Here is a 24,002-nt window from a genome sequence, read left to right on the forward strand (position 1 = left end):
CCATGCCGACGCGCGAAACGACAGAGGGAGTACCACCCGTCTTCCCCCGTCCGGCGTCTCCGGCCCGTCCCTCCCCGGCGCGGCGGCCGTCCCGCCCGTGGGACGAACGGCTCACGGAGATCGTTCCCGGCCCGCGTCGCCACGGAGCCGGGGGTCACCCGAGCGGCGCCAGCGCCTCCCACCGCACCGTCACCTCCCCCTGCCGCCACCGCCCCGGCCCGTCCGCCACCGGCCAGTCGGCCGTGAGGTCGCGCACCGTCCGGATCCAGCGCTGCCGTGCGCCGTAGGCGGCGTAGGGCGCGGCGGCGGCCCAGGCGCGGTCGAAGTCGCGCAGGAAGGCGTGCACCGGCTCGCCCGGCACATTGCGGTGGATGAGCGCCTTCGGCAGGCGTTCCGCCAGGTCGGAGGGGCGCTCCAGGGAGCTCAGCCGGGCCGCGAAGGTGACCGTGCGCGGCCCCTCCGGGCCGAGGGCGACCCAGACGTGCCGGCGCCCGATCTCGTCGCAGGTCCCCTCGACCAGCAGCCCGCCGCGCGAGCCCGTCGCCGGGTCGGCGGGCGCGAGCCGCGCGCACAGCCGCCGCCACACGGCGGCGACCTCGGCCTCGTCGTACTGGCGCAGCACGTTCGCCGCGCGGACCAGCACCGGCCGCCCGGGAACCGGGACCTCGAAGCCGCCGCGGAGGAAGGCCAGCCCCTCGCGCTCGTACGGCCGTGCCGCCGCGACCCGGGCCGGTTCGATCTCGACGCCCGTCACGCGCGTGCGGGGCGCCGCGGCGCGCAGCCGGTGCAGCAGCTCGACCGCCGTCCAGGGGGCCGCGCCGTAGCCGAGGTCGACGGCGACGGGATCGGCCGCGCGGCGCAGCTCCGCGCCGTGCGTGGCCGCGATCCAGCGGTCCATGCGGCGCAGCCGGTTGGGGTTGGTGGTGCCGCGCGTCACCGTGCCGACGACGGGGGTCCCCCCGCCCGGGCGGAGCCGGGAGCGGGGGAGGGAGACGGCGCGGGCGGGTGTCATACGGACGAGTATGCGGGTGCCCGGCGGCCGCACCGCCGTGCGTCACGCGGCCCGCTCTCGAACGGTTGAGCGACGATCGGTAATGATTCGGCAAAAAGCCGAACCGGAGAGATCGTCCGGAAATGGAGGACGACCCTTCGGCGTTGACGCCGCCGAGGGACGCACACCCTCCGACAGTCATGCCCGCAGCGAGGAGGAACGCCACGTGAGCCAGTACATCGCGAGGCTCGGGCGGCGCTCCCCCGCCGCGCCCCCGCGCCTGCGACTGCACCGCAGGCCCCGCCGCGTGGCCATGCTCTCCGTGCACACCTCCCCGCTCCACCAGCCGGGCACCGGCGACGCGGGCGGCATGAACGTCTACATCGTGGAGCTCGCGCAGCGCCTCGCCGCGATCAACATCGAGGTCGAGATCTTCACCCGCGCGACCGCCGCCGCCCTCCCGCCCACCGTCGAACTCGCCCCCGGCGTCCTCGTCCGGCACGTCGACGCGGGCCCCTACGAGGGCCTCGCCAAGGAGGAGCTCCCGGCCCAGCTGTGCGCCTTCACCCACGGCGTGATGCAGGCCTGGGCCCACCACCGCCCCGGCCACTACGACCTGGTCCACTCCCACTACTGGCTCTCCGGCCACGTCGGCTGGCTCGCCGCCCAGCGCTGGGGCGTGCCCCTGGTGCACGCCATGCACACCATGGCCAAGGTCAAGAACGCCAACCTGGCCGCCGGCGACACGCCTGAGCCCGCCGCCCGCGTCATCGGCGAGACCCAGATCGTCACCGCCGCCGACCGGCTGATCGCCAACACCGCCGAGGAGGCCGGCGAACTCGTACGGCACTACACGGCCGACCCCGGCAAGGTCGCCGTCGTCCACCCCGGCGTTAACCTGTCCCGCTTCCGCCCGGCCGACGGCCGCGCCGCCGCGCGGGCCCGCCTCGGCCTCCCGAAGGACGCCCTGATCCCGCTCTTCGCGGGCCGCATCCAGCCTCTCAAGGCCCCCGACGTGCTCCTGCGCGCGGTGGCCGCCCTGCTCGGCGAGCGCCCCGAACTGCGCTCGCGCCTCTGCGTCCCCGTGGTCGGCGGCCCCAGCGGCAGCGGCCTCGCCAAGCCGGAGGGGCTGCAGAAGCTCGCCGCGCGGCTCGGCATCGCGGACGTCGTACGGTTCCACCCGCCCGTCGGGCAGGAGCAGCTCGCGGACTGGTTCCGCGCGGCGTCCGTCCTCGTCATGCCCTCCTACAGCGAGTCCTTCGGACTGGTCGCCATAGAGGCGCAGGCCGCCGGCACCCCGGTGCTCGCGGCGGCGGTCGGCGGCCTCCCGGTGGCCGTACGGGACGGACACACCGGCTTCCTCGTCCAGGGCCACGACCCCGACGCCTACGCGCGCGTGCTGCGCGACTTCGCCGACCACCCGCACCTCGCCGACCGCATGGGCGAGGCCGCCGCCCGGCACGCCCAGTCCTTCGGCTGGGACACCGCCGCCGCGACCACGGCCGACGTCTACACGGCCGCCACCCAGGCCCACCGCCGTCACGTACGCTCGACCCATGGCTGACAAGGCGGCGGAGGCAGCGCAGGTCATCGAGGACGTCCTGAAGGACGCCGAGCTGGAGTGGGAGAGCCCCGCGCCCGGCAGTTACGTGGTGAAGCTCCCCGGCACCCGCAAGCTCTCCACGACCGTGTCCCTGATCGCGGGCCGGCACACGCTCTCCCTGAACGCCTTCGTCATCCGCCACCCCGACGAGAACGAGGCCGGCGTCCACCGCTGGCTCCTGGAGCGCAACCTCAAGCTCTTCGGCGTGAGTTACGCCGTCGACCCGCTCGGCGACGTCTACGTCACCGGCCGCCTGCCCCTGGCCGCCGTCACCCCGGAGGAACTCGACCGCCTCCTCGGCCAGGTCCTCCAGGCCGCCGACGACAGCTTCAACACCCTCCTGGAGCTGGGGTTCGCCTCGGCGATCCGCAAGGAGTACGACTGGCGGGTGTCACGCGGGGAGTCCACCCGCAACCTGGACGCGTTCACGCACCTGCTGCGGCGCCCCTCGGAGGGGTGACGACCGCGCAGGTCACCGCACGGGTCCCGAACGGGCATGCGATCGCGGGCTGTTAGTCTGCCGCGATCCGGACCCCGGGCTCAGGGGTCCCGTGCATGAAGAGGACGTGCATGCGCACAGGCAGATCCACCCTCATGGCCGCGCTCGCCGGAGCGCTCGCCCTCGGGGTGTGCACCGCGACGCCCGCCCAGGCGGCCGACACCGGCGTCACGGTCTCGAAGATGGTCGTGAACAAGGGCAAGCCCATCATCGTGGGCGTCTCCGAGGAGAAGTACCCCGGCGTCAGCTTCCGCATGACCTGGCCCGCGGGCTACTCGTCCGGCGACATCACCGCGTTCCCGTACCTGTACCACGACACCACGGCCGCCAAGGGCGCGGAGAGCGGCATCCGCACGGGCCACGTCATCTACTACGACGACACCCCCGGCTCGGCGAACGTCGAGGGTGATCTCTACATCGACCCCCGCTGGACCCTGGACTCCACCAAGGACGCCACCACCTGGAAGATCGCGGTCAACGTCCGTCTCTGGGCCCCGGGCTCGGAGACCAGGCTCAAGGCCGAGGAGAACCTGACCGGCCTCGGCACGGTCCAGGTCAAGCGCGCCGCGCGGGCCACCGTCAACGCCTCGCCGGAACCGGTCGCCAAGAACGGGACGCTCACCGTGACGGGCAAGCTGACCCGCGCCGACTGGGGCAAGGAGGCGTACGTCGGCTATCCCGACAAGCTGGCCAAGCTCCAGTTCCGCAAGGCGGGCACCAGCGCCTACACCACGGTCAAGACGGTGCGGGCGAACTCCACGGGCTCCCTGAAGACCACCGTGAAGGCCACCGTCGACGGCTACTGGCGCTGGACGTTCGGCGAGACGTCCACCACGGGCGGGGCGACGGCGGCGGGCGACTACGTCGACGTGAGGTGACGCGGACGCCCTCCGGGAGAGGGCGGCCCGCTTCCCCGGGAGCTACCGGCCGCCCGCCCGGTAACGCCCCGGCGTGACCCCGACCAGCCTCCGGAAGTGCCGGGGGAGGTGCGCCTGGTCGTAGAACCCGGCGGCGACGGCGGCCTCGCCCGGCGACCGCCCCTCCAGGAGCAGCCGCCGGGCGCGGCCCACCCGGCGGGACGTCAGGTACTGGTGCGGCGCGATGCCGTAGGCCCCGCTGAACGCCCGTACCAGGTGCGCGGGATGGGCGGACAGCGCCTCACCGGCCTCCGCCAGGCCGACGCCCTCCACGACCCGCTCGTCGAGCAGCTCCCGCAGCCGCCGCGCCGGCACGGGATCCCGCCGGGGCGCGCCGAGGACGTCCCGGGACCGCAGGTGCTCCCGCAGCCGCTCCCCGACGAGCGTCAGCCTGCTCTCGGCCTCCAGCTCGTCCCCGGGCCGCACGAGCGCGGCGTGCACCTGCCCGACGCGCCGCCGCAGCAGGGGATCGCGCAGATCGGGCCGGTCGACGGCGGCCCCGATGAGGCCGTCGGCGAGATGGCGGCCGTCGAGGTACAGCACCCGCTTGCGGAAGCCGCCGGGGGTGGCGGGGGCCCCGTTGTGGGGGACGTGCGGCGGCAGCAGGGACACGGTGTCGTGCGGGGTGCCGTGCTCGTGCCGGTCGAGGTCGTACCGTACGGCGCCGTCGTCGACGATGAGCAGCGTCCAGGCGTCGTGGACGTGCATCGGGTACGCGTACTCGGTGAAGCGGGCGTGGAACACCTCGACGACGCCGTCTCCCCGGGGGGCGATCAGCGCGGAACGGACGTACCGTCGAAGGGGACTTCCGGTCGAGCGGAGGGCGCCGTCCCGCGTGGACGGCGCCCAACCCCGCATCCCGGTGCCCGCCGATTCCCCCCTCCGGCACTGACAGGAGAAGACGGCCCATGGCCACAGAATCCGAGACCCCGGTACTGGACACCCTCGCCGCGATGACGGTCGACTCGGTCGAGCGGTGCGGACTGGACCAGGAGACGTTCATGCTCACCCGCATCGCGGCCCTCGCCGCGTCGGACGCCCCGCCGATCTCCTACGTCGCGCACATCGACCCCGCCGTCCGGTCCGGCGTGACCGCCGAGAAGGTGCAGGACGTCCTGGTCGCGATCGCGCCCGTGGTGGGAACGGCCCGCGTCATGACGGCGGCGGCGAACATCGCCAAGGCCCTCGGCATCACGATCGCCGTCGCCGACGCCGAGACGGAGGGCCGGGCGTAGGGACGCCCGGCGGGTCGGGCGGCCGCCGCGGATCCCGCGGCGGCCGCGAGCCGCGACCTGTGCGGTCACCCCCGCCGAAGGCGGCCCCCGGCGTCGCGGGCGGACGGGGTCGGCGTGGGCGGACCACGCCGACCGGCCTGAACGAGGCGTGGAAGCGCCCCGCGGAGAGTCCGGCGAACCCGCCGCGCCCGTACCGGCGCGGCCGTGTTCCGGAGGTGAGTCGTCCGCCGACCGTGGGGTGCGAAGCCGTCACGACACGGGCAGGACCGCCAGCCACTCGGTCAGGAGCCGGTTGACCTCGTCGGGGCGTTCCTGCTGGATCCAGTGGCCGCAGCCGTCGAGGATGTGGGAGGAGACCAGGCCCGGCAGCGTCACCGGGTACGCCTCGATCGCGTCGGCCAGCCAGGTCGTGGAGGCGTCCTGGCCGCCACCGGCGAACAGCGACGGCTGGGTGATCGGGGCGCCGTCGAAGGCGGCGAGGTCCTCCCAGTCGCGGTCCATGTTCCGGTAGCGGTTGAGCGCGCCGGTCATCCCCGTCCGCTCGAACTCCCCGGCGTAGACGTCGAGGTCCCGCTCGCTCAGCCAGCCGGGCAGCCGGCCCGCGGGGAACCGGTCGCGCATGGTCCCGCCCCTGCCGACGAAGTGCGGGTCGGGAGCGCCGGGCGCGGGCATGGTGTCGGCGGACAGCGCCGCGTAGAGGCCCGCGAGCCAGCCCCGTACATCGGGCTCGATCTCCGCCTCGGCACGGCCCGGTTCCTGGAAGTACGAGACGTAGAACTCCTCGTCCCCGCCCATCCCGGCGAAGACGTCACGGGGCCGGGGCCCGCCGCGCGGGGTGTAGGGAACGCTCAGCAGCCCCACCGCGCGGAACACGTCCGGCCTGAGCAGCGCGGAGTTCGCGGCGATGTTCGCGCCCCAGTCGTGTCCGACGACCACCGCCGACTCCTCGCCCAGGGCGTGCACGACGGCGACGTTGTCCTCCACCAGGTCGAGCATCCGGTACGCCTCCGTCGCGGCCGGCCTGGAGGAGCGCCCGTAGCCACGCACATCGACGGCGACCGCGCGGTACCCCGCCGCGGCGAGGGCCGGCAGCTGGTGCCGCCAGGAGTACCAGGACTCCGGAAACCCGTGCACGAGCAGCACCAGCGGCCCGGCCCCCTGTTCCGCGAGATGGATCCGCCCTCCCGGCGAGGGCACCAGCCGGTGCGTGATCTCCGTGGCGTGCCGCGACATGCGCCCTCCTTCGAACCCGGTGGTCTTCCCTGCCCCGATCATGCGGAAGACCACCCCGGGCACCCGAGCACGTTTGCCGATCCGGCAAACCCCGACTCCGTGCGCCGAGGTTCGCCGGACAACGGTGTGTCAGGCATGACGGCCAAAACTCCTTGCGCCCCAAGTGCCAAGGACTGAAGATCAGTTCAGCATTCCGACCGGATTCTCGAAAAGTGGGGGGAACATGAACGGCAGATACCGCGCCGCCACGGTGACGGCGGGAGCCCTCGCGCTCTCGTTCGTACTCGGCGGGGTCCCTGGTGCCGCCTACGCGGCGGACGAGGGTCCGGCCCCGGCGACGTCGCTGAGTCGGGAGGGGTACTGGCCCCTGGAGGCGGCACCCGGTGGAGTCGCACCCAACGTGCAGTCGGGGGGCCTGCCGCTGACCCTGAACGGCGATGCCTGGATCTACCACCCCGACGACCCCCTCTTCGGGGACCCCGCCCTGGTCGGTCAGGGCGACCTCAGGCTCGACGGAGACGGCGACTGGGCGGAGACGTCCGCGGCACCGGTCGGCGGGGACGGGAGCTTCACCCTCGCCGTCCGCGCCCGCCTGGCCGCGACCGACGACAGGACGCAGACCGTCCTCTCCCTCCCGGGCTCGCACACCGACCGCCTCGCGATCCGGTACCAGGCGGAGAGCGGCAAGTGGGAAGTCGTGGTGTCCACGGAGGACGAGGCGAACGCTCCGCAGGTGGTCATCGCCGAGGAGCAGACCCTGCCCAACGACGACCCCAACGACGTGGGCGAGCACCTGGCCGTCGTCTTCGACGCCCCCGCCCACGAGCTCCGCTTCTACGTGGACGGACAGCTCTCCTACACGTCCACCGCCGTGGACACGACCTCGTGGACGGCCTCGGGCGGTCTCCAGGTGGGCCGTTCGGCGATCCGGGGTGAGTACTTCGCGGGCTCGGTGGACGAGGTGCGCGCCTACTCCGGCGTCGCGGACCCGTCGAAGATCAGGATGATGTCCGCCCTGACTGGAGTTCCCGACCTCTGAGCCGCGGCTTGATGAAGCCCGGACAGCACTCCTGAGCCCTGCGCGCGGATCGCGGATCGTCCGCGCGCGGGGGCGGTTGCCGTGCTCCGCTGCTCCACCGCAGGATTGGACGATGTCCCGCTCGATAGGCGCACATACCGCCGATCCGTGCCCCAAGTGCCGCGTCGAGGAAGTCCGTATCGGCACCCCCTCCTCCTCCCGAGGACGGGATGTCGTCGACTACCGCTGCGACCGCTGCGGGCGCACGTGGTTCCGGCCGGTGGAGGACGACCTGGACGTGTACGACACCGTCAGGGTGGACCTCCCGGACGTCACGCTCTACGGCACCGTCCGGCAGGTGGAGGACGACCGGGTCCAGGTACGCGACACGGACAGCGGCCGGATGCTGTGGGTCGACCTGTGGAGGGTCATCCTCTACTGAGCCCCGCCCGACCTGCGTCACGCGGTGGAGCTGCGGCATCAGGGGAGTCATGGCCGACGAGTACTTCTTGCTGGTGTGCGACGACGTGCCGCATGACGTGGTGCTCACCGACCCCGGCACGCGCACGCTGGACGTCGTCCACGTCATACGGCGGCTGACAGGGCTGAGCCTCTGGCACAGCAAGGTTCTGGCCGTACAGGTACCCGCCGTGATCCTCGCCGGCGTGCCGCAGGAAGACGCCGAGTCGGCCGTCACGGCTCTCCGCGACGCGGGAGCACAGGCCGAGGCGAGACAACAACCGGAACCGGACCTCCTCAAGCCCTGACCACGCCCCGACCGAGCGCTGGACGGCCCAGAGACGGCCCAGCTGGGCAGCCAGGTCGAGCCGCCTTGTCAGTGCGCACGGCTAGGGTGCGCCCACCAACCGGCACAACGCTCTGGGGGAGGGGCTTCGGGAGCCAAGACGGGATTGCTGGTGTACGCGGACGGCGACGTCGCCGGGTGCGTGTGAGAGTCGGTGTTCCGCGCCGGAGAGGGCGCGTTCGCAGGCCGAGGCCGACCGCAGCATGGCGTGTGCCTCGGCGGCAGGCAGGAGCGGGTCGTCTCGCACCGTGAAGAGAGGTGTGGCTCAGCCGTTGGGCGGAGTGGCTGTCGGGCTCGCGTCGAAGTCGTACTCCAGGACGTACGAGGCGGCGTCCAGTGTCATCTCGTTGATCTCGACGGGGCGGCCCTCGGCCGTGAAGGCGGTGCGGCAGATGAGGATGACCGGTGTGCCTGCCGCCAGGCTCAGCTGTTCCATCTCGTCCTTCGACGGCATGCGTGAGCGGATCTCTTCGCGGAAGTGCACCGGCTCGCAGCCGAGTTCGGCGAGCCTGGCGTACGTCCCGCCCGGGCCGGTGTCTTCCCGGGTGATCGCGGATCCGGCGACCAGGGGCAGGGGGAGGTAGCTCGTCGCGAGCAGGACCGGCTTGCCGTCCAGGACGAAGCGCCGGCGCCGCACGCACGTCGTCCCGTCGGCGGCCAGGTTCAGGGCCGCGCCGATGTGCGCGGGTGCCGTCTCCTCGGACACGGTGACCCGGTCGACCTCGAGTGCCCGGTTCTCGATGTCCGCCGACCAGATGGAACGGCCGTTGCCCCACTGGTCGTGGGCCAGTCGGTGGATGCCCCGGCGCCGGATCGGGCGGAACGCCCGGACGAACACGCCGGCGCCCTTGCGGGCTTCGGCGATGCCCTCGTCCCGGAGGACGCTCAGGGCCTGTCGGGCCGTCATGCGGGCCACGCCGTACGTGGTCATGAGGTCGTTCTCCCCCGGAAGCCGATCACCGGGACCGTACTCGCCCGACTGGATCGCCTCGCGCAGGGAGTCCGCGATCCGCTGGTACTTGGGCCGACGGTCGTCGGTAGTGGCCATTCCGGAACCCTCCTCGCCTCTCTAGACACCTTAGGCCATAGGTCGGGCGCTCGCTTGCTGCGTGTAGCCGCACCCCGCCTCTTTCCGGCAGTCCCCGAACGACTTGCTTGACATCTCTAGAGATGTAGCGGAAAGCTGAAGATGTCTAGAGAGGTTCTGCTGTGATCCCTGGAGGCGAGAGGCGTCCGTATGCCGTCGTTCGCCGTCGGCCCCTCTTCGATTCCGGTGACGGCAGGGCCGTGACCGGAATCAGCAGGCGCCGACCGAGAGGGCTCGGCGGCCGAGATCAGCGCTGTCGCGGTCGCGACGGCAACGGCGAGGAGTGAGCGCGGATGACCTTTGCGATCGACCGTCACCCCTGTGAGGGGTCACCGAGGCTCGGGTCGATGACCTTGCGTCCGATCCCGGAGTCCGTCCCGCGGGCGCGACGCTGGTTCCGGAAGTTCATCGCCCCGTACCGCCCGCTCTGTTCGGTCGACGACTGCGTGCTGATGATCTCGGAACTGGTGACCAACGCGATCCTCCACGGGCGGTCCGAGGAGGAGTGGGTGGTGCGGGTCGAGTGGTTCCGGGAGGGGACCTCGCTGCGCGTGGAGGTGCACAATCCCGGATTCCCGGCGAGCGTGCGCCTCCGTCGGCCGGACGCGGACGACGCGCACGGGCGCGGGCTGTTCCTGGTCGACTCCCTCGCCGAGTCCTGGCACACCGGGCCGAGCCCCTTCGGGGGAACGGTCGTCTCCTTCGTGCTGGCCGGCGCCTGGCCCCATGGACCTCATTCCGTGCCTGGTCCGGCGCCTTCCAGGTGAAGGCCGGGATCCTCGTGCAGCCCCGCTCATGACCGAGCAGGGTCCCAACGACGGCCCCGAGACAGCGAAAAGCCCCCTGCCGACGGAGAACCCGCAGGCAGGGGGCTACTTCGTGGGCGCTTACTTCTTCTTGCCCTGGTTCTTGACCGCCTCGATGGCGGCGGCGGCCGCCTCCGGGTCGAGGTACGTGCCGCCGGGGGTGACCGGCTTGAAGTCGGAGTCGAGCTCGTAGGAGAGCGGGATGCCCGTCGGGATGTTCAGGCCCGCGATGTCGGCGTCCGAGATGCCGTCGAGGTGCTTGACCAGGGCGCGCAGGCTGTTGCCGTGGGCGGCGACCAGGACCGTGCGGCGGGCGAGGAGGTCGGGGACGATCGCGTCGAACCAGTACGGGAGCATCCGGACGACGACGTCCTTCAGGCACTCCGTCCGCGGGCGCAGCTCCGGCGGGAGGGTCGCGTAGCGCGGGTCGGAGAACTGGGAGTACTCGGCGTCGTCGTCGAGCGGGGGCGGCGGGGTGTCGTAGGAGCGGCGCCACAGCATGAACTGCTCCTCGCCGAACTCCGCGAGGGTCTGCGCCTTGTCCTTGCCCTGCAGGGCGCCGTAGTGACGCTCGTTCAGGCGCCAGCTGCGGTTCACCGGGATCCACAGGCGGTCGGCGGCCTCCAGCGCGAGCTGCGCGGTGCGGATCGCGCGCTTCTGGAGGGAGGTGTGGAGCACGTCGGGCAGCAGGCCGGCGTCCTTGAGCAGCTCGCCGCCGCGCGTCGCCTCCTTCTCGCCCTTCGGGGTGAGGTTGACGTCCACCCAGCCGGTGAACAGGTTCTTCTCGTTCCACTCGCTCTCGCCGTGGCGGAGGAGGATCAGCTTGTACGGTGCGTCGGCCATGCGTCCGAGCGTAATCGACGTCACGCGGGGGTCGCGCGCCCCGCCCGCCTGGCGGACGGTTGACGGGATCTGTTAATCGAGTGGTCTCCCGGCTCCCCCATTTCGTAAGGTGTGCTCGCCGCATCAGCCGCTTACATCTGTTCTACGGGGGTTCCATGTCAGTCGCCGGAGTGAGACGTGCCGCGCGCGAGTCCGTCTCGGGGCTTCCGCGTGCGTTCTGGTGGCTGTGGATCAGCACCCTCGTCAACCGGCTCGGGGCGTTCGTCGCCACCTTCATGGCGCTCTACCTGACGCTCGACCGGGGGTACTCCGCCTCCTACGCGGGGCTCGTCGCCGCGCTGCACGGGCTCGGCGGGGTGGTCTCCTCGCTGGGCGCGGGCGTGATGACCGACCGGATCGGCCGGCGGCCCACCCTGCTGGTGGCGCAGACCGCCACCGCCCTGTCCGTCGCGCTGCTCGGCTTCATGCGGGACCCGGTCGCCATCGCGGCCGTCGCCTTCCTCGTCGGCATGGCCTCCAACGCCTCCCGGCCCGCCGTGCAGGCGATGATGGCGGACCTCGTGCGGCCCGAGGACCGGGTCCGGGCCTTCTCGCTCAACTACTGGGCCGTCAACCTCGGCTTCGCGATCTCCTCCGCGGGGGCCGGGTTCATCGCCGAGTACAGCTACCTCGCCGGGTTCCTGATCGAGGCGCTGATGACGCTGGTGTGCGCCGTCGTCGTCTTCCTGAGGCTGCCCGAGTCGAAGCCGGTCCGGAGCGTGGAGGCCGCCGCGCGGGAGGACGGCGTGGGGCTGGGGACCGTGCTGCGGGACGGGCGGTTCATGGGGGTCGTCGGGCTGTCGTTCCTCATCGCGCTGATCTTCCAGCAGGCGTCCGTCGGGTTGCCCATCGCGATGGGCGAGGCCGGGTTCACACCGGCCGACTACGGCATGGCCATCGCCGTCAACGGCGTCCTCATCGTGGTGCTGCAGATTCCGGTCACCCGGTTCATCGAGCACCGGGACCCCGGGCGGCTGCTGGTGATCTCGTCGCTGCTCGCCGGGTACGGCCTCGGCCTCACCGCGTTCGCCGGGTCGGTCGGCGTCTTCGCCCTCACCGTGTGCGTGTGGACCCTCGCCGAGATCGTCAACGCCCCGACCCAGACCGGGCTCGTGGTACGGCTCTCCCCGGTGCACGGACGCGGGCGCTACCAGGGCATGTACACCATGTCCTGGGCCGTGGCCGCGCTGGTCGCGCCCCTGATGGCGGGGTTCGTCATCGACCGGTTCGGGTCCGTGTGGCTGTGGGGCCTGTGTGCCGTCATCGGCACGGTGGCCGGCCTCGGATACGGGCTGCTGATGCGCCGGCTGCCGCAGGGGGCGACGGAGGCGGCGGTCGTCGAGACGGGGGACACGGGGGAGAAGGGGGACACGGTCGAGGCGCTGCCCGGGGCCAGGGCGTCCTGAGCGGGGCCGAGGGCCCCGGCGCCCACCGGCGCCGGGGCCCTCGGCCCTACGGAAGTCCTACGAAGTCAGCCGCACTGGCACGGGTTGCCCGACTGGCAGCCGCAGCCGCAGCCCGAGCCGCAGCCGCAGGCGGCGATCAGGGTGAGGTTCCTGATCTCGGCGGGCTGCTCGGTCTCCCGCTCCCGCGCGGGGTCGGGCGTCGTGCTGGGGGAATCGGCCATGGGTCCCTCCTCGGGGGCTGGCACCTGTGCACACCTGCCCCCATTGGACGCCCGCCCCGCCGGGCGCATCAACGGCGCATGGGGGCTCGTACGCCCTCCGGCCGGGCCCCGTCGCGCGGGTGAGCCCCCGATCAGGCCCCTTCCGCCCCCGTCACCGCCTGGATCTCCGGCTGCAGGTCCGCCTGGAGTTCGTCCGCGTGCTCACCGGTGACCAGGTACACCACCCGCTTGGCGACCGAGACCGCATGGTCGGCGAAGCGCTCGTAGTACCGGCCCAGCAGCGTGACGTCGACGGCCGTCTCGATGCCGTGCTTCCAGCGGTCGTCCATCAGGTGCCGGAAGAGGGTGCGGTGCAGCAGGTCCATCTCGTCGTCGTCCTGCTCCAGCTGGAGCGCCAGGTCGACGTCCTTGGTGATGATCACCTCGGCCGCCTTCGCCATCAGGCGCTGCGCGAGCTGGCCCATCTCCAGGATCGTGGCGTGCAGGTCCCGCGGGACCCCGCGCTCCGGGTAGCGCAGCCGGGCGAGCTTCGCCACGTGCTGGGCCAGGTCGCCCGAGCGCTCCAGGTCGGCCGACATCCGCAGCGAGGTGACGACTATGCGCAGGTCGGTCGCCACCGGCTGCTGGCGGGCCAGCAGGGCGATGGCCCGGGCCTCCAGGTCGTGCTGGAGCTCGTCGACCTTCTGGTCGGCCTCGATCACGCTCTCCGCCAGCTTCAGATCGGCGTCGAGGATGGCCGTCGTGGCGCGTCCGATCGCCGACCCGACCAGCCGGGCCATCTCCACCAGACCGTCGCCGATCGAATCAAGTTCCTCGTGGTACGCGTCACGCATCAGGGGTTCCTCTCGTGCGTCTCTGTCCGGGCTTCAGGGGCCTGGTCTCCTCCCCACGCTCCCACGTTCCGTCCCGTACGCGTCCGATTCCGGCCCCTCACGTGAACCGTCCCTGGCTCCAAGGTGAACTCTGGGCGACGAGTGTTCGAGCTCGCCCTCCGACGGCTGTGGGCACCGCCCGCGCCATGCCTAACCTGGTCGCATGGACGTGAACGCGGCGGTCGCCGCAGTGGCGGCGATCGCCGGAGTGCTCACCGGCGTCATCGCCATGCTGGCGTTCCGCTTCAGCGAGCGGGAGCAGAGGCGCCCCACGCGCACCTCCCTGCACACCGACCCGGTGCTTCCGCCGGGGGTGGACACCGTGCTGTCCGTGCTGCGCTCGTCCGCCGTCGTCCTCGACGAGGCCGACGGCGTGGTCAAGGCCAGCTCCGCCGCGTACGCCCTCGGGCTGGTCCGCGGCGGCAAGCTCGCCGTGGAACCCATGATGCAGATGGCCCGCGACACCCGGCGCGACGGCGAGATACGCCAGGTCGAGCTGGACCTGCCCCGCCGGGGGACCGGACGCGGCGAGGCCCTCGCGGTGTCCGCGCGGGTGGCGCCGCTCGGCTCCCGGCTGGTCCTGCTGCTCGTCGAGGATCTCACCGAGGCCCGTCGCATCGAGGCGGTGCGACGCGACTTCGTCGCCAACGTCAGCCACGAGCTGAAGACCCCCGTCGGGGCGCTCTCGCTGCTCTCCGAGGCCGTGATGGACGCCTCCGACGACCCCGAGGCGGTGGAACGGTTCGCCGGGCGGATGCAGATCGAGGCGACCCGGCTGACCAGCCTGGTGCAGGAGCTCATCGACCTCTCCCGGGTGCAGAACGACGACCCGCTGGAGGACGCCGAACCCGTCCGCGTCGACGAACTGGTCGCCGAGGCCGTCGACCGCTGCCGGCATCAGGCGGGCGCCAAGGAGATCACCATGGCCTCGAACGTCCTGGCGCCCGAAGGGCTCGATCAGGACGGTGACGGGCGACGGGCGGGAGGAGCCGCCGACCTGCGCGTGTGGGGCAACCGCGGTCAGCTCGCCGCGGCGCTCGGCAACCTCGTCGAGAACGCGGTCAACTACTCACCCGCCCGCACCCGCGTGGGCATCGCGGCCCGTACGGTCGCGCAGCCCGGCGGGAACCTGATCGAGATAGCGGTGACCGACCAGGGCATCGGCATCTCCGACAAGGACAAGGAGCGCATCTTCGAGCGCTTCTACCGCGTCGACCCGGCCCGCTCCCGCGCCACCGGCGGCACGGGGCTCGGCCTCGCGATCGTGAAGCACGTGGCCGCCTCGCACGGCGGGGAGGTCACGGTGTGGAGCGCCGAGGGTCAGGGCTCCACCTTCACCCTGCGGCTGCCGGAGGCCCGTGCGGCCCGCGACCGCGCCCCTCAGATGTCCCACCGGGACGACACGTCCCACCGGGACGACACCCGAGGCCTCGACGGTGAGGCCGGACGGGCGTCCCACCCATCCCCCCACTCTTCCGATCCATCCGCGTACGAAACGCTTCCCTCCCCGGAGGTCCTTCCGTGACCCGAGTGCTCGTCGTCGAGGACGAGGAGTCCTTCTCCGACGCCCTGTCGTACATGCTCCGCAAGGAGGGCTTCGAGGTCGCCGTCGCGACCACCGGGCCCGACGGACTCGACGAGTTCGAGCGCAACGGCGCCGACCTCGTGCTGCTCGACCTGATGCTGCCCGGGCTGCCGGGCACCGAGGTGTGCCGCCAGCTGCGCGGCCGTTCCAACGTCCCCGTCATCATGGTGACCGCCAAGGACAGTGAGATCGACAAGGTGGTCGGCCTGGAGATAGGGGCCGACGACTACGTCACCAAGCCGTTCTCCTCGCGGGAGCTGGTGGCCCGCATCCGCGCGGTGCTGCGCCGTCGCGGGGAGCCGGAGGAGGTCGCTCCGGCGGCGCTCGAGGCCGGGCCGGTGCGGATGGACGTCGACCGGCACGTGGTGACCGTGGGCGGCACCAAGGTCGACCTGCCGCTGAAGGAGTTCGACCTGCTGGAGATGCTGCTGCGGAACGCGGGGCGGGTGCTGACGCGGATGCAGCTCATCGACCGGGTGTGGGGGGCCGACTACGTCGGTGACACCAAGACGCTCGATGTGCACGTGAAGCGGCTGCGGGCGAAGATCGAGCCGGATCCGGGGGCGCCGCGGTACCTGGTGACGGTGCGGGGGCTGGGGTACAAGTTCGAGCCGTAGGCCTTTGGCGCGGCGTTAGCCGGTGCCGGTGCTGTGGCTGGACGGGGGCGTTGCGCAGCCCGGCGCCTGCGGGGTGCCGGTGCGCCCACCCGTGCCGCCCTGGGGGCACCTCCCAGGCCCTTGAGGCACTGGGGGAGGCACGACTGCCCGCACTTGCGCAGCGAAGGGCGGGACCCCGAACAGGGGTCCCGCCCTTCGGCGTCGTACGGAGGCTCAGTGGCCGGCCGACTCGCTGGCGGAGGCCGCGTCGGTCGGGGTGCCCGACTCGGCGCCGGTCTCCGTCGACTCGCCGGTCTCCGTCGACCCGCCGGTGCCGGCGGCCTCGCCCGTGGCGCCGGCGGCCGGCTCGCCGGAGGACTCCGCCGACGGCTCCGTCGAGGCGCCCGGCGCGGCGGCGGCCTCGGTCGGGCCCCACTTCTCGAAGAAGCGCTCGGCCGGGAAGACGAACGCGCGCAGGCTCACGTCACCGGTCCTGCTGAAGGTGAAGGTGACCTTCTGGGCGTTGCCGTCCTGGACGGCCTCACGGCTGCTGGGCAGGACGGCGGCCGCGTTGCCCTCGCCGCCGAGGATCAGCGAACCGCCGGCCGGGACGGTGAGGCTGCCGCCCTCGGCGGGGGTCAGCTCGGCGGTCTTGCCGGTGCCGGGGATGGTGACCGACTCCAGCGTCTCGTCGGTGCGGCCCTCGTTGAACAGCGTGGCGGAGACGACCGCCGGGCCCGTCGACTCCAGGTCGGGCTGGGTGATGACGGTGACGTTCTGGACCTTGAGGTCGCCGACGGTCGTCGACGCGTTGTCCGGCTTGATCTCCAGGGTCTGGGCGTTGTTGCCCGCCGCGCACGCGGAGAGCGAGGCGATCGAGAACGCGATGGCGGCGGCGGCGAGAGCGCCGCGTCGAAGGCTGCTGCTCACGGCGGCGGCAACTCCTTGACTCGAGCGTTTGGCGACCGGATGAAGCCGCCCTAAGGGTCTGTCAGCGGCCTCAGGTTACCGAGCCGTTCCCGCGCGGCCGCACCCGACCCTCCCGAGACGTCCCGCGTTGACCCGGGAAGGAGGGCTCCGAGCCCCCGTCACCGTCTCCCCGGCGGTCCGGAGGGGACGCGCCTCGTCTCTCGGGTCACAAGTGACTCGCCGGTCACTCGAGTCGCTTTCCGTCGCCCTCCCGCGCCATTCCCATAGGCGGCGCGCATTTCTCGTGAAGGAATGAGCGGGGGGATCCGGAATTGATCACCGGTCCCTCATCCCCACGCCGCGTGATCAATTCCGGATTCGGCCGGAACCCGGCTCCGCGCACCGAACGGAGTAGCGGAAGTCGAGCACATGGAACCGGACATATGGGGATGTTCAGCCACTCGTGCGGGGTTCCGGATGTGTGTAACGTGCGCGTTTCGCTCGCGTCGGACAGGTGCTCCGACCTGCGAATACCTGCTTCCGCCAGGCGTCCGCAGCACGTTCGTGTCGCTGTTGTCAAGCCCCGAGAATGGCCCTGACCTGCGAAAACGCCATTCAGAAGACGCCGTATCCGTGTTACCCTGGATAGCCACGGAAGGGGTACCTGTCACATGACGTTCAAGGTTGGCGACACCGTGGTCTATCCCCATCACGGGGCCGCGCTGATCGAGGCTATCGAAACTCGCCAGATCAAAGGCGTGGACAAGACCTACTTGGTGCTGAAGGTCGCCCAGGGCGACCTGACGGTACGTGTGCCAGCGGACAATGCGGAGTTCGTCGGCGTACGTGATGTGGTCGGTCAGGACGGGCTGGACCGGGTCTTCGAGGTGCTGCGCGCTCCGTACGCCGAGGAGCCCACGAACTGGTCCCGTCGTTACAAGGCAAACCTGGAGAAGCTCGCCTCGGGCGATGTCATCAAGGTCGCGGAAGTCGTGCGTGACCTGTGGCGTCGTGAGCGCGAGCGCGGACTCTCCGCCGGTGAGAAGCGCATGCTCGCGAAGGCGCGTCAGATCCTGGTCAGCGAGCTCGCCCTCGCGGAGAACACCAACGAGGACAAGGCCGAGGCCCTGCTCGACGAGGTGCTCGCCTCCTGAGATTCCTGGGGTGCGGCTCGCGGTCGCAGCGCGCAGCCCACTCTCAGCACATCGAAATGCCGCGGTGCCCGATGACGTCATGGACGTCGCCGGGCGCTGCGGCATGTCCGCACCCGGACGCCTCGACCACGTTGCACTTGCGTCGCGCCGGGGAATGTGTCATGACTCACGTCCCCACCCCTGGCGTACCGGGCCCGGGCGGTCGACTCGACCAGAATCACGGAAGGGGCTGGTCAAGGCGGAACGCCCGGCACTGCCCCCGCTCCGGGAGCAGGGGGTACGCCCAGGCCATACCCACGTAGGCCGAGCACACAAACCTGACAGGAACCGATGTCTGCCGATCCGCTCCACCCGCCGTCGACGAACCCCGCATCCGGCCGCACGACCGCCCGCACGGCGGCCGTGATCCCGGCCGCCGGCCGTGGTGTACGCCTCGGTCCGGGCGCCCCCAAGGCGCTCCGCGTGCTGGGCGGCATGCCCATGCTCATCCACGCCGTCCACGCGATGGCCGACTCCCGCGCCGTCTCCCTGGTCGTCGTCGTGGCCCCGCCCGACGGCGCCCCCGAGGTCAGGTCGCTGCTCGACGCGCACGCGCTGCCCGAGCGCACCGACGTCGTCGTGGTCCCCGGCGGTGAGAGCCGCCAGGAGTCCGTGAAGCTCGGCCTGGACGCGCTGCCGCCCGGCTACGACATCGTCCTGGTGCACGACGCGGCCCGCCCGCTCGTCCCCGTGGACACCGTCGACGCCGTCATCGAGGCCGTGCGCGACGGAGCGCCCGCCGTCGTGCCCGCACTGCCGCTCGCCGACACCGTCAAGCAGGTCGAGCCCGCCGCCCCGGGCGAGCCGGAACCCGTGGTCGCCACCCCGGACCGGTCGCTGCTGCGGGCGGTGCAGACCCCGCAGGGCTTCGACCGGGCCACCCTCGTGCGCGCGCACGAGACGGTGCGCGGCGACGTCACCGACGACGCGAGCATGGTCGAACAGCTCGGCCTCACCGTCGTCACCGTCCCCGGGCACGAGGAGGCCTTCAAGGTCACCCGCCCCCTCGACATGGTCCTCGCCGAGGCGGTCCTGGCCCGCAGGAGGCACAACGATGGCTTCTGAGGCGTACCCCCTGCCCCAGGTCGGCATCGGCACCGACATCCACGCCTTCGAGGACGGCCGCGAACTGTGGTGCGCCGGCCTGAAGTGGGAGGGCGAGGGCCCCGGCCTCGCCGGCCACTCCGACGCGGACGTCGTCGCCCACGCCGCCTGCAACGCCCTCTTCTCCGCCGCCGGCCTCGGCGACCTGGGCCGGCACTTCGGCACCGGACGCCCCGAGTGGTCGGGCGCCTCCGGCGTCACCCTGCTCACGGAGGCCGCGCGCATCGTCCGGGAGTCCGGCTTCCGCATCGGCAACATCGCCGTCCAGGTGGTCGGCCCCCGCCCGAAGATCGGCAAGCGCAGGGAGGAGGCCCAGAGGCTCCTCTCGGAGGCGGCGGGCGCCCCGGTCTCGGTCTCCGGCGCCACGACCGACGGCCTGGGCTTCCCGGGCAGGGAAGAGGGCCTCATGGCGGTGGCGACGGCGCTGGTCGTACGAGAAGGGTGAGCCGTCCGACCGGAGGGGCGCGGGGCCGCGCCGGACACGCGGCTCCGCCGCATGGGCGCGACAGGCACCCACCGGCCCGCGCGTGACATATGTCGTCGAAACCGCCGGAGGCGCACCGCACGCCCCCACGCCTACTACCCTGGTGTCGTGACCATTCGCCTGTACGACACCAGCGCCCGGCAGATCCGTGACTTCACCCCGCTCCGGCCGGGCTGCGTCTCGATCTACCTGTGCGGTGCCACCGTGCAGGCGGCGCCCCACATCGGGCACATCCGCTCGGGCCTGAACTTCGACATCATGCGCCGCTGGTTCGAGTACCGCGGCCTGGAGGTGACGTTCGTCCGCAACGTCACCGACATCGACGACAAGATCATCACAAAGTCCGCCGAGCAGGGCCGCCCCTGGTGGTCCATCGGCTACGAGAACGAGCGCGCCTTCACCGACGGCTACCGCGCCCTCGGCTGCCTGCCCCCGACCTACGAGCCGCGCGCCACCGGCCACATCACCGAGATGGTCGAGATGATGCGCGGCCTCATCGAGCGCGGGCACGCCTACGCGGCCGACGGCAACGTGTACTTCGCCGTCGCCTCGTTCCCCGAGTACCTGGGACTGTCCAACCAGGAGCTCGACAACCTGCTCCAGCCGTCCGGCGAGGGCGAGACCGGCAAGCGGGACCCGCGCGACTTCGCGATGTGGAAGGCGGCCAAGCCCGGCGAGCCGAGCTGGGAGACGCCGTGGGGCCGCGGGCGTCCCGGCTGGCACCTGGAGTGCTCGGCCATGGCGCACAAGTACCTCGGCAGCGTCTTCGACATCCACGGCGGCGGCCTCGACCTGATCTTCCCGCACCACGAGAACGAGATCGCCCAGGCCAAGGCCTACGGCGACGAGTTCGCCCGCTACTGGGTGCACAACGCCTGGGTCACCATGAGCGGCGAGAAGATGTCGAAGTCGCTCGGCAACTCCGTGCTGGTCGGCGAGATGGTCAAGCGCTGGCGGCCCGTCGTGCTGCGCTACTACCTCGGCACCCCGCACTACCGGTCGATGATCGAGTACAGCGAGGAGGCCCTGCGCGAGGCCGAGTCCGCGTTCACGCGGATCGAGGGCTTCGTGCAGCGCGTGACGGAGCTGGCCGGGGGCGTCGTCGAACCCGCCGCCGAGGTGCCGCCCGCGTTCGCCGAGGCGATGGACGACGACCTGGGCGTCCCGCAGGCGCTCGCCGTCGTCCACACCACCGTCCGGCAGGGCAACAGCGCGCTGGCCGCCGACGACAAGGAGGAGGCCGTCGCGCGCCTCGCCGAGGTCCGCGCCATGCTCGGCGTGCTCGGCCTCGACCCGCTGGACCCGCACTGGGCCGGCGGGAGCGACCGCGGCGAGGACCTCCACGGCGTGGTCGACACCCTCGTCCGTATGGTCCTCGACCAGCGCGAGGCCGCCCGCGCCCGCAAGGACTGGCCGACCGCGGACGCCATCCGCGACCAGCTGGGCCGGTCCGGTCTGGTGATCGAGGACGGCCCGCAGGGGCCGCGCTGGAGCCTCGGCCCGCGCTGAGGGCCGGCCCTGTCGACCCCGGCATCCGAAGATCGACTGTGCCGTCCGGGCCTCCGGGCGGCACACTTCATAGGCGGACCGGCGCACAGGCGGACCGCCACACCTCACAGACGTACGCACATACGCACCACCCACGACCTCATGGAGACGGATACCTCATGGCCGCGAACAACCGCCGCATGTCCGGCAAGAAGGGCGCGCAGGTCGGCAGTGGCGGCCAGCGGCGCCGGGGCCTGGAAGGCAAGGGACCCACGCCGCCCGCCGAGATGCGCAAGGGCCACGCCAAGCAGCGCGCCGCCCAGGCGAAGGCGCGCCGCGCCGTGGGCCGCACCCCGCAGCGGCGCGGCGGGGGCCGCTCGACCTCCGAACTCGTCGTCGGCCGCAACCCGGTCGTCGAGGCGCTGCGCGAGGGCGTGCCCGCGTCCACGCTGTACGTCCAGCAGTTCATCGACAACGACGAGCGGGTGCGCGAGGCGCTCCAGCTCGCGGCCGAGCGCGGCGGGATCAACCTCATGGAGGCCCCCCGCCCCGAACTCGACCGCATGACCAACGGCCTGAACCACCAGGGCCTGGTCCTCCAGGTCCCGCCGTACGAGTACGCGCACCCCGAGGACCTCGTCGCGAACGCCCACGACGAGGGGCGGGACCCGCTGATCGTCGCCCTCGACGGGGTCACCGACCCGCGCAACCTCGGCGCCGTCGTCCGGTCCGTCTCCGCCTTCGGCGGCCACGGCGTCGTCGTGCCCGAGCGGCGCGCCGCCGGGATGACCGCCGGCGCCTGGAAGACGTCCGCCGGCACGGCCGCCCGCACGCCCGTCGCCCGCGCCACCAACCTGACGCGCGCGCTGGAGGCGTACCAGAAGGCCGGCATCACGGTCGTCGGCCTGGCCGCCGACGGGGAGGCCGAGCTCGGCGACCTGGAGGCGCTGAGCGGGCCGGTCGTCGTCGTCGTCGGCAGCGAGGGCAAGGGGCTCTCCCGACTGGTCGGCGAGACCTGCGACTTCCGGGTGCGGATCCCCATGCCGGGCGGCGCGGAGTCCCTCAACGCCGGTGTGGCGGCGGGCATCGTGCTGTACGAGGCGGCGCGTCGGCGGGCCTGATTCCGAAGGCCGGGGGAGGACGCCGGTCGGAGGCCGGCGCAGCCGTGCGCAGCCGCGCAGCGTGCGAGTGCGGCGGTCGGGGGGTGCCGCCGGTGTGGCGGCGGGCGTCGTGCTGTACGTGGGGTGGCGCGTCGGCGGGGGTGAACGGGCGTTCGTCGAGGTCGCCCGTACGGGGTGTTCCGGGCGGTCCGGGCAGGCTTGACGCGGTCCGGACACTTCCGGCGGGTCACGGCAGTGTCCTAACGCCGTGTCACTCGGTTAGATGAGTGTGGACACCAGAACACCCCGCACACCCACGGGGGACCGCTCGTCGGGACTCGACGACGCTCCCGCGCTGAGCATGGTGAAGGTGCCGAGCGATCCGGCGCAGGTCATCGTCAATCACGCCAGCTTCCGCGTGCAGCTGGGCGCCTCGGCGCGGCGCACCCCGTCGCCGCGGATCGCACGGCACCTCGGCGCCGCCGAGGACACCGCCCGCATCCCCGTCGTCACCACCGTGGGCACGCCGGGCCAGGCCGGCGCCCGCCGCCGGCCCGTCGTCTGGAGCGGCCGGTCCGCGCCCGACGACACCGGCGCCCACCGACTGCTCCAGGCCGTACGGCACGAAGGCGTCCGCCACGCCGACGAGCCGCTCGCCGACGTCGGAGCCACCCGGGTCATCCCGCGCACCGGCGCCGGGTACGACCCCGCCGACGACCCGGACACCCAGCCCCTCGAGACCCCGTTCGTCGGCGCCCAGCGCCGCCCCGCCGACGGACCCCTGCTGCCCCCGATGCGCCCGGTCGGCAGCGCCTACGACGAACCCGCCTACGCCTGCGCCGACGAGTCCGAGGACACCGGCCGGCACGCCAGGCGGCACGGCGACGACCCGGCCCGGCACGCCTACTACCCCGGGCGCCGGATGAACCTCGGCGTCGTCCTGCTCCCGCTGCGCGTCTTCCTCGGCGGCATCTCCGTCTACGCCGGAATGGGCAAGCTGTGCGACCCCCTCTACTTCGAGGGCGGAAAGCGCGGCTCCATGGTCAAGTGGCTGCACACCCTGCACCCCTGGGAAGTCGCCGAACCACTGCGCCAGTTCGCCCTCGAGCACCCCGTCGGCTCCGGGCTGGCCATCGCCTTCGCGCAGATCGTCGTCGGCGTCCTGACCGCCCTCGGCTGCTGGCAGCGCCTGGCCGCCGTCGTCGGGGCGACGCTCTCGGCCGCGCTGCTGGTCACCGTCAGCTGGAAGAGCGTCCCCGCCTACGAGACACCCGACATCATCTACCTCGCCGCCTGGTCGCCGCTGATCATCGCGGGCGCCCCCGTCTACTCCGTCGACGGCCGCCTCGCGGCCGGGGCCTGGCGCCGGCTCGGCCCCCGCGCCGACCTCTGGGACCTGCGCCGGTACGTACTGCGCCGCGGAGCCCTGATCACCTTCGTGGTCTGCGGGCTCAGCATGCTCGTCGGCTCACTGCTCGGCGGCGCCGTACGGGACGCCGACCGCGTGGTCGTCCCCGGGCCCGGGGAGGCCCCGCGCAACGAGCTTCCGGGCTCCCCGCTGCCGGAGGAGCCCGGTGAGCGCCAGAAGGAGAAGCGGACCCCCTCCGCCTCCACCTCGCCCACCCGGGAAGCCGCTTCAAAGGAGGCGAGCCCGTCCGCCGGCGCCACCACCCCCGGCGCGACCCAGGGCGCCGGCGCGACCACCGGCACGCCCAGCCAGACCCAGGGCAGCGTCGGCCAGGCCCCGCCCCAGCAGTCCTCCCCGGTCGGCCAGGCGCCGAGCACCAGCTCCGGCCCGACCTCGGGCGGCGCCGACGCCTCCGGCGGCAGCGGCACACCGAGCGGCGGCAACGGCGGCTCCTCCTCCGGAAAACCCGGGCTGGTGGGCGGTCTCCTGGGATAGGACGGCCACCCGCGTACGACAGTGGGGTCCCGCACGGACGACGTGCGGGACCCCACTGCCGTCGG

Annotated in this window: 25 protein-coding genes; 17 read left to right on the forward strand and 8 right to left on the reverse strand. The window is 72.5% G+C overall.

Translation table 11 applies throughout. The features are described 5' to 3' along the window. Window positions 1-154 precede the first annotated feature (154 nt). Complete coding sequence (locus tag ADK41_RS27290; protein ID WP_051843245.1) at window positions 155-898, reverse strand: hypothetical protein; 744 nt, start codon at window positions 896-898, stop codon at window positions 155-157. 319 nt (window positions 899-1,217) lie between these two features. On the opposite strand from ADK41_RS27290, the gene mshA reads away from it, so the two are divergent. From mshA to ADK41_RS27305, 3 genes are all read left to right on the forward strand, one after another. Next, window positions 1,218-2,555 carry a D-inositol-3-phosphate glycosyltransferase gene (mshA, locus tag ADK41_RS27295; RefSeq protein ID WP_030829345.1) on the forward strand — a complete coding sequence of 446 codons (1,338 nt, stop codon included), beginning with the start codon at window positions 1,218-1,220 and terminating at the stop codon, window positions 2,553-2,555. After that, complete coding sequence (locus ADK41_RS27300) at window positions 2,548-3,054, forward strand: YbjN domain-containing protein (RefSeq protein ID WP_030829343.1); 507 nt, start codon at window positions 2,548-2,550, stop codon at window positions 3,052-3,054. The genes mshA and ADK41_RS27300 overlap by 8 nt, the downstream gene beginning before the upstream one ends. Window positions 3,055-3,164: 110 nt before the next feature. Continuing rightward, a complete protein-coding gene (locus ADK41_RS27305; protein WP_030829341.1) occupies window positions 3,165-3,971 on the forward strand; it encodes a hypothetical protein in 807 nt (268 codons plus the stop codon). Between the two features lie 42 nt (window positions 3,972-4,013). Here the strand turns inward: ADK41_RS27305 and ADK41_RS27310 are convergent, their stop codons facing one another. Next, window positions 4,014-4,868: an AraC family transcriptional regulator gene (locus ADK41_RS27310; RefSeq protein ID WP_030829325.1), complete on the reverse strand. Its 855-nt coding sequence runs from the start codon at window positions 4,866-4,868 to the stop codon at window positions 4,014-4,016. Window positions 4,869-4,918: 50 nt separating this feature from the next. On the opposite strand from ADK41_RS27310, the gene ADK41_RS27315 reads away from it, so the two are divergent. Further along, window positions 4,919-5,245, forward strand: coding sequence for a carboxymuconolactone decarboxylase family protein (locus ADK41_RS27315; RefSeq protein WP_030829324.1), 327 nt, complete (start codon window positions 4,919-4,921; stop codon window positions 5,243-5,245). 249 nt (window positions 5,246-5,494) lie between these two features. On the opposite strand, the gene ADK41_RS27320 is transcribed toward ADK41_RS27315, so the two are convergent. Continuing rightward, on the reverse strand, window positions 5,495-6,478 hold the full coding sequence (locus tag ADK41_RS27320; protein ID WP_030829323.1) for an alpha/beta fold hydrolase: 984 nt from the start codon (window positions 6,476-6,478) through the stop codon (window positions 5,495-5,497). Between the two features lie 223 nt (window positions 6,479-6,701). On the opposite strand from ADK41_RS27320, the gene ADK41_RS27325 reads away from it, so the two are divergent. From ADK41_RS27325 to ADK41_RS27335, 3 genes are all read left to right on the forward strand, one after another. Beyond that, window positions 6,702-7,517, forward strand: coding sequence for a LamG domain-containing protein (locus ADK41_RS27325; protein WP_030829322.1), 816 nt, complete (start codon window positions 6,702-6,704; stop codon window positions 7,515-7,517). A 112-nt stretch (window positions 7,518-7,629) separates the two neighbouring features. Then, window positions 7,630-7,938 (forward strand): hypothetical protein, encoded by a 309-nt coding sequence (locus ADK41_RS27330; protein WP_030829321.1) that lies wholly within the window; start codon window positions 7,630-7,632, stop codon window positions 7,936-7,938. Between the two features lie 49 nt (window positions 7,939-7,987). Beyond that, a complete protein-coding gene (locus ADK41_RS27335) occupies window positions 7,988-8,263 on the forward strand; it encodes a ribosomal protein L7/L12 (protein ID WP_030829320.1) in 276 nt (91 codons plus the stop codon). 303 nt (window positions 8,264-8,566) lie between these two features. Here ADK41_RS27335 and ADK41_RS27340 read toward each other — a convergent pair whose 3' ends face one another. Then, the gene (locus tag ADK41_RS27340) at window positions 8,567-9,349 is read right to left on the reverse strand and encodes a GntR family transcriptional regulator (RefSeq protein ID WP_030829317.1); all 783 of its coding nucleotides are present in this window, start codon (window positions 9,347-9,349) and stop codon (window positions 8,567-8,569) included. A gap of 332 nt (window positions 9,350-9,681) precedes the next feature. Here ADK41_RS27340 and ADK41_RS27345 point away from each other — a divergent pair, with 332 nt between their 5' ends. Beyond that, window positions 9,682-10,155, forward strand: a complete 474-nt coding sequence (locus tag ADK41_RS27345) for an ATP-binding protein (RefSeq protein WP_051843239.1) — start codon at window positions 9,682-9,684, stop codon at window positions 10,153-10,155. A 120-nt stretch (window positions 10,156-10,275) separates the two neighbouring features. Here the strand turns inward: ADK41_RS27345 and ADK41_RS27350 are convergent, their stop codons facing one another. Beyond that, window positions 10,276-11,037, reverse strand: a complete 762-nt coding sequence (locus ADK41_RS27350; RefSeq protein ID WP_030829309.1) for a phosphoglyceromutase — start codon at window positions 11,035-11,037, stop codon at window positions 10,276-10,278. Window positions 11,038-11,192: 155 nt separating this feature from the next. Between ADK41_RS27350 and ADK41_RS27355 the strand changes: the two genes are divergently transcribed. Then, window positions 11,193-12,482, forward strand: a complete 1,290-nt coding sequence (locus tag ADK41_RS27355) for an MDR family MFS transporter (protein WP_051843238.1) — start codon at window positions 11,193-11,195, stop codon at window positions 12,480-12,482. A 65-nt stretch (window positions 12,483-12,547) separates the two neighbouring features. On the opposite strand, the gene ADK41_RS42250 is transcribed toward ADK41_RS27355, so the two are convergent. Together ADK41_RS42250 and phoU are read right to left on the reverse strand one after the other, a co-directional pair. Beyond that, complete coding sequence (locus tag ADK41_RS42250) at window positions 12,548-12,703, reverse strand: hypothetical protein (RefSeq protein ID WP_167353487.1); 156 nt, start codon at window positions 12,701-12,703, stop codon at window positions 12,548-12,550. A gap of 131 nt (window positions 12,704-12,834) precedes the next feature. Then, window positions 12,835-13,536: a phosphate signaling complex protein PhoU gene (gene phoU / locus ADK41_RS27360; protein ID WP_030829303.1), complete on the reverse strand. Its 702-nt coding sequence runs from the start codon at window positions 13,534-13,536 to the stop codon at window positions 12,835-12,837. A 202-nt stretch (window positions 13,537-13,738) separates the two neighbouring features. On the opposite strand from phoU, the gene ADK41_RS27365 reads away from it, so the two are divergent. Further along, complete coding sequence (locus tag ADK41_RS27365) at window positions 13,739-15,100, forward strand: sensor histidine kinase (RefSeq protein WP_030829300.1); 1,362 nt, start codon at window positions 13,739-13,741, stop codon at window positions 15,098-15,100. Then, on the forward strand, window positions 15,097-15,777 hold the full coding sequence (locus ADK41_RS27370; RefSeq protein WP_030829297.1) for a response regulator transcription factor: 681 nt from the start codon (window positions 15,097-15,099) through the stop codon (window positions 15,775-15,777). Before ADK41_RS27365 ends, ADK41_RS27370 begins: the two co-directional genes overlap by 4 nt. A 213-nt stretch (window positions 15,778-15,990) precedes the next feature. On the opposite strand, the gene ADK41_RS27375 is transcribed toward ADK41_RS27370, so the two are convergent. Continuing rightward, the gene (locus tag ADK41_RS27375; RefSeq protein ID WP_030829294.1) at window positions 15,991-16,686 is read right to left on the reverse strand and encodes a hypothetical protein; all 696 of its coding nucleotides are present in this window, start codon (window positions 16,684-16,686) and stop codon (window positions 15,991-15,993) included. Window positions 16,687-17,336: 650 nt separating this feature from the next. Between ADK41_RS27375 and ADK41_RS27380 the strand changes: the two genes are divergently transcribed. The 6 genes from ADK41_RS27380 to ADK41_RS27405 all read left to right on the forward strand — a co-directional run bounded on the left by ADK41_RS27380 (window position 17,337) and on the right by ADK41_RS27405 (window position 23,937). Beyond that, complete coding sequence (locus ADK41_RS27380; protein ID WP_003953493.1) at window positions 17,337-17,819, forward strand: CarD family transcriptional regulator; 483 nt, start codon at window positions 17,337-17,339, stop codon at window positions 17,817-17,819. 330 nt (window positions 17,820-18,149) lie between these two features. Further along, entirely contained in the window at window positions 18,150-18,923 is a 774-nt protein-coding gene (gene ispD, locus ADK41_RS27385; protein ID WP_030829290.1) for a 2-C-methyl-D-erythritol 4-phosphate cytidylyltransferase, read from the forward strand. Further along, window positions 18,913-19,407 carry a 2-C-methyl-D-erythritol 2,4-cyclodiphosphate synthase gene (ispF, locus tag ADK41_RS27390; protein ID WP_030829287.1) on the forward strand — a complete coding sequence of 165 codons (495 nt, stop codon included), beginning with the start codon at window positions 18,913-18,915 and terminating at the stop codon, window positions 19,405-19,407. The genes ispD and ispF overlap by 11 nt, the downstream gene beginning before the upstream one ends. A 147-nt stretch (window positions 19,408-19,554) precedes the next feature. Continuing rightward, window positions 19,555-20,955 (forward strand): cysteine--tRNA ligase, encoded by a 1,401-nt coding sequence (gene cysS, locus ADK41_RS27395; protein WP_030829284.1) that lies wholly within the window; start codon window positions 19,555-19,557, stop codon window positions 20,953-20,955. 158 nt (window positions 20,956-21,113) lie between these two features. Further along, complete coding sequence (gene rlmB / locus ADK41_RS27400; RefSeq protein ID WP_030829280.1) at window positions 21,114-22,055, forward strand: 23S rRNA (guanosine(2251)-2'-O)-methyltransferase RlmB; 942 nt, start codon at window positions 21,114-21,116, stop codon at window positions 22,053-22,055. Between the two features lie 262 nt (window positions 22,056-22,317). Then, window positions 22,318-23,937, forward strand: coding sequence for a DoxX family protein (locus ADK41_RS27405; protein WP_078662021.1), 1,620 nt, complete (start codon window positions 22,318-22,320; stop codon window positions 23,935-23,937). The last annotated feature ends 65 nt before the right edge of the window (window positions 23,938-24,002 follow it).

The sequence above is a fragment of the Streptomyces caelestis genome (assembly GCF_001279005.1).
Taxonomy (GTDB): Bacteria; Actinomycetota; Actinomycetes; order Streptomycetales; family Streptomycetaceae; genus Streptomyces; species Streptomyces heliomycini.

Excerpts from the sequence above, each read along its gene's own strand:
- ADK41_RS27290 (WP_051843245.1), bottom strand. The coding sequence starts at position 898 with ATGGACCGCTGGATCGCGGCCACGCACGGCGCGGAGCTGCGCCGCGCG.
- ADK41_RS27300 (WP_030829343.1), top strand. The coding sequence starts at position 2,548 with ATGGCTGACAAGGCGGCGGAGGCAGCGCAGGTCATCGAGGACGTCCTG.
- ADK41_RS27305 (WP_030829341.1), top strand. The coding sequence starts at position 3,165 with ATGCGCACAGGCAGATCCACCCTCATGGCCGCGCTCGCCGGAGCGCTC.
- ADK41_RS27310 (WP_030829325.1), bottom strand. The coding sequence starts at position 4,868 with ATGCGGGGTTGGGCGCCGTCCACGCGGGACGGCGCCCTCCGCTCGACC.
- ADK41_RS27315 (WP_030829324.1), top strand. The coding sequence starts at position 4,919 with ATGGCCACAGAATCCGAGACCCCGGTACTGGACACCCTCGCCGCGATG.
- ADK41_RS27320 (WP_030829323.1), bottom strand. The coding sequence starts at position 6,478 with ATGTCGCGGCACGCCACGGAGATCACGCACCGGCTGGTGCCCTCGCCG.
- ADK41_RS27325 (WP_030829322.1), top strand. The coding sequence starts at position 6,702 with ATGAACGGCAGATACCGCGCCGCCACGGTGACGGCGGGAGCCCTCGCG.
- ADK41_RS27330 (WP_030829321.1), top strand. The coding sequence starts at position 7,630 with ATGTCCCGCTCGATAGGCGCACATACCGCCGATCCGTGCCCCAAGTGC.
- ADK41_RS27335 (WP_030829320.1), top strand. The coding sequence starts at position 7,988 with ATGGCCGACGAGTACTTCTTGCTGGTGTGCGACGACGTGCCGCATGAC.
- ADK41_RS27340 (WP_030829317.1), bottom strand. The coding sequence starts at position 9,349 with ATGGCCACTACCGACGACCGTCGGCCCAAGTACCAGCGGATCGCGGAC.
- ADK41_RS27345 (WP_051843239.1), top strand. The coding sequence starts at position 9,682 with ATGACCTTTGCGATCGACCGTCACCCCTGTGAGGGGTCACCGAGGCTC.
- ADK41_RS27350 (WP_030829309.1), bottom strand. The coding sequence starts at position 11,037 with ATGGCCGACGCACCGTACAAGCTGATCCTCCTCCGCCACGGCGAGAGC.
- ADK41_RS27355 (WP_051843238.1), top strand. The coding sequence starts at position 11,193 with ATGTCAGTCGCCGGAGTGAGACGTGCCGCGCGCGAGTCCGTCTCGGGG.
- ADK41_RS42250 (WP_167353487.1), bottom strand. The coding sequence starts at position 12,703 with ATGGCCGATTCCCCCAGCACGACGCCCGACCCCGCGCGGGAGCGGGAG.
- phoU (WP_030829303.1), bottom strand. The coding sequence starts at position 13,536 with ATGCGTGACGCGTACCACGAGGAACTTGATTCGATCGGCGACGGTCTG.
- ADK41_RS27365 (WP_030829300.1), top strand. The coding sequence starts at position 13,739 with ATGGACGTGAACGCGGCGGTCGCCGCAGTGGCGGCGATCGCCGGAGTG.
- ADK41_RS27380 (WP_003953493.1), top strand. The coding sequence starts at position 17,337 with ATGACGTTCAAGGTTGGCGACACCGTGGTCTATCCCCATCACGGGGCC.
- ispD (WP_030829290.1), top strand. The coding sequence starts at position 18,150 with ATGTCTGCCGATCCGCTCCACCCGCCGTCGACGAACCCCGCATCCGGC.
- ispF (WP_030829287.1), top strand. The coding sequence starts at position 18,913 with ATGGCTTCTGAGGCGTACCCCCTGCCCCAGGTCGGCATCGGCACCGAC.
- rlmB (WP_030829280.1), top strand. The coding sequence starts at position 21,114 with ATGGCCGCGAACAACCGCCGCATGTCCGGCAAGAAGGGCGCGCAGGTC.
- ADK41_RS27405 (WP_078662021.1), top strand. The coding sequence starts at position 22,318 with ATGAGTGTGGACACCAGAACACCCCGCACACCCACGGGGGACCGCTCG.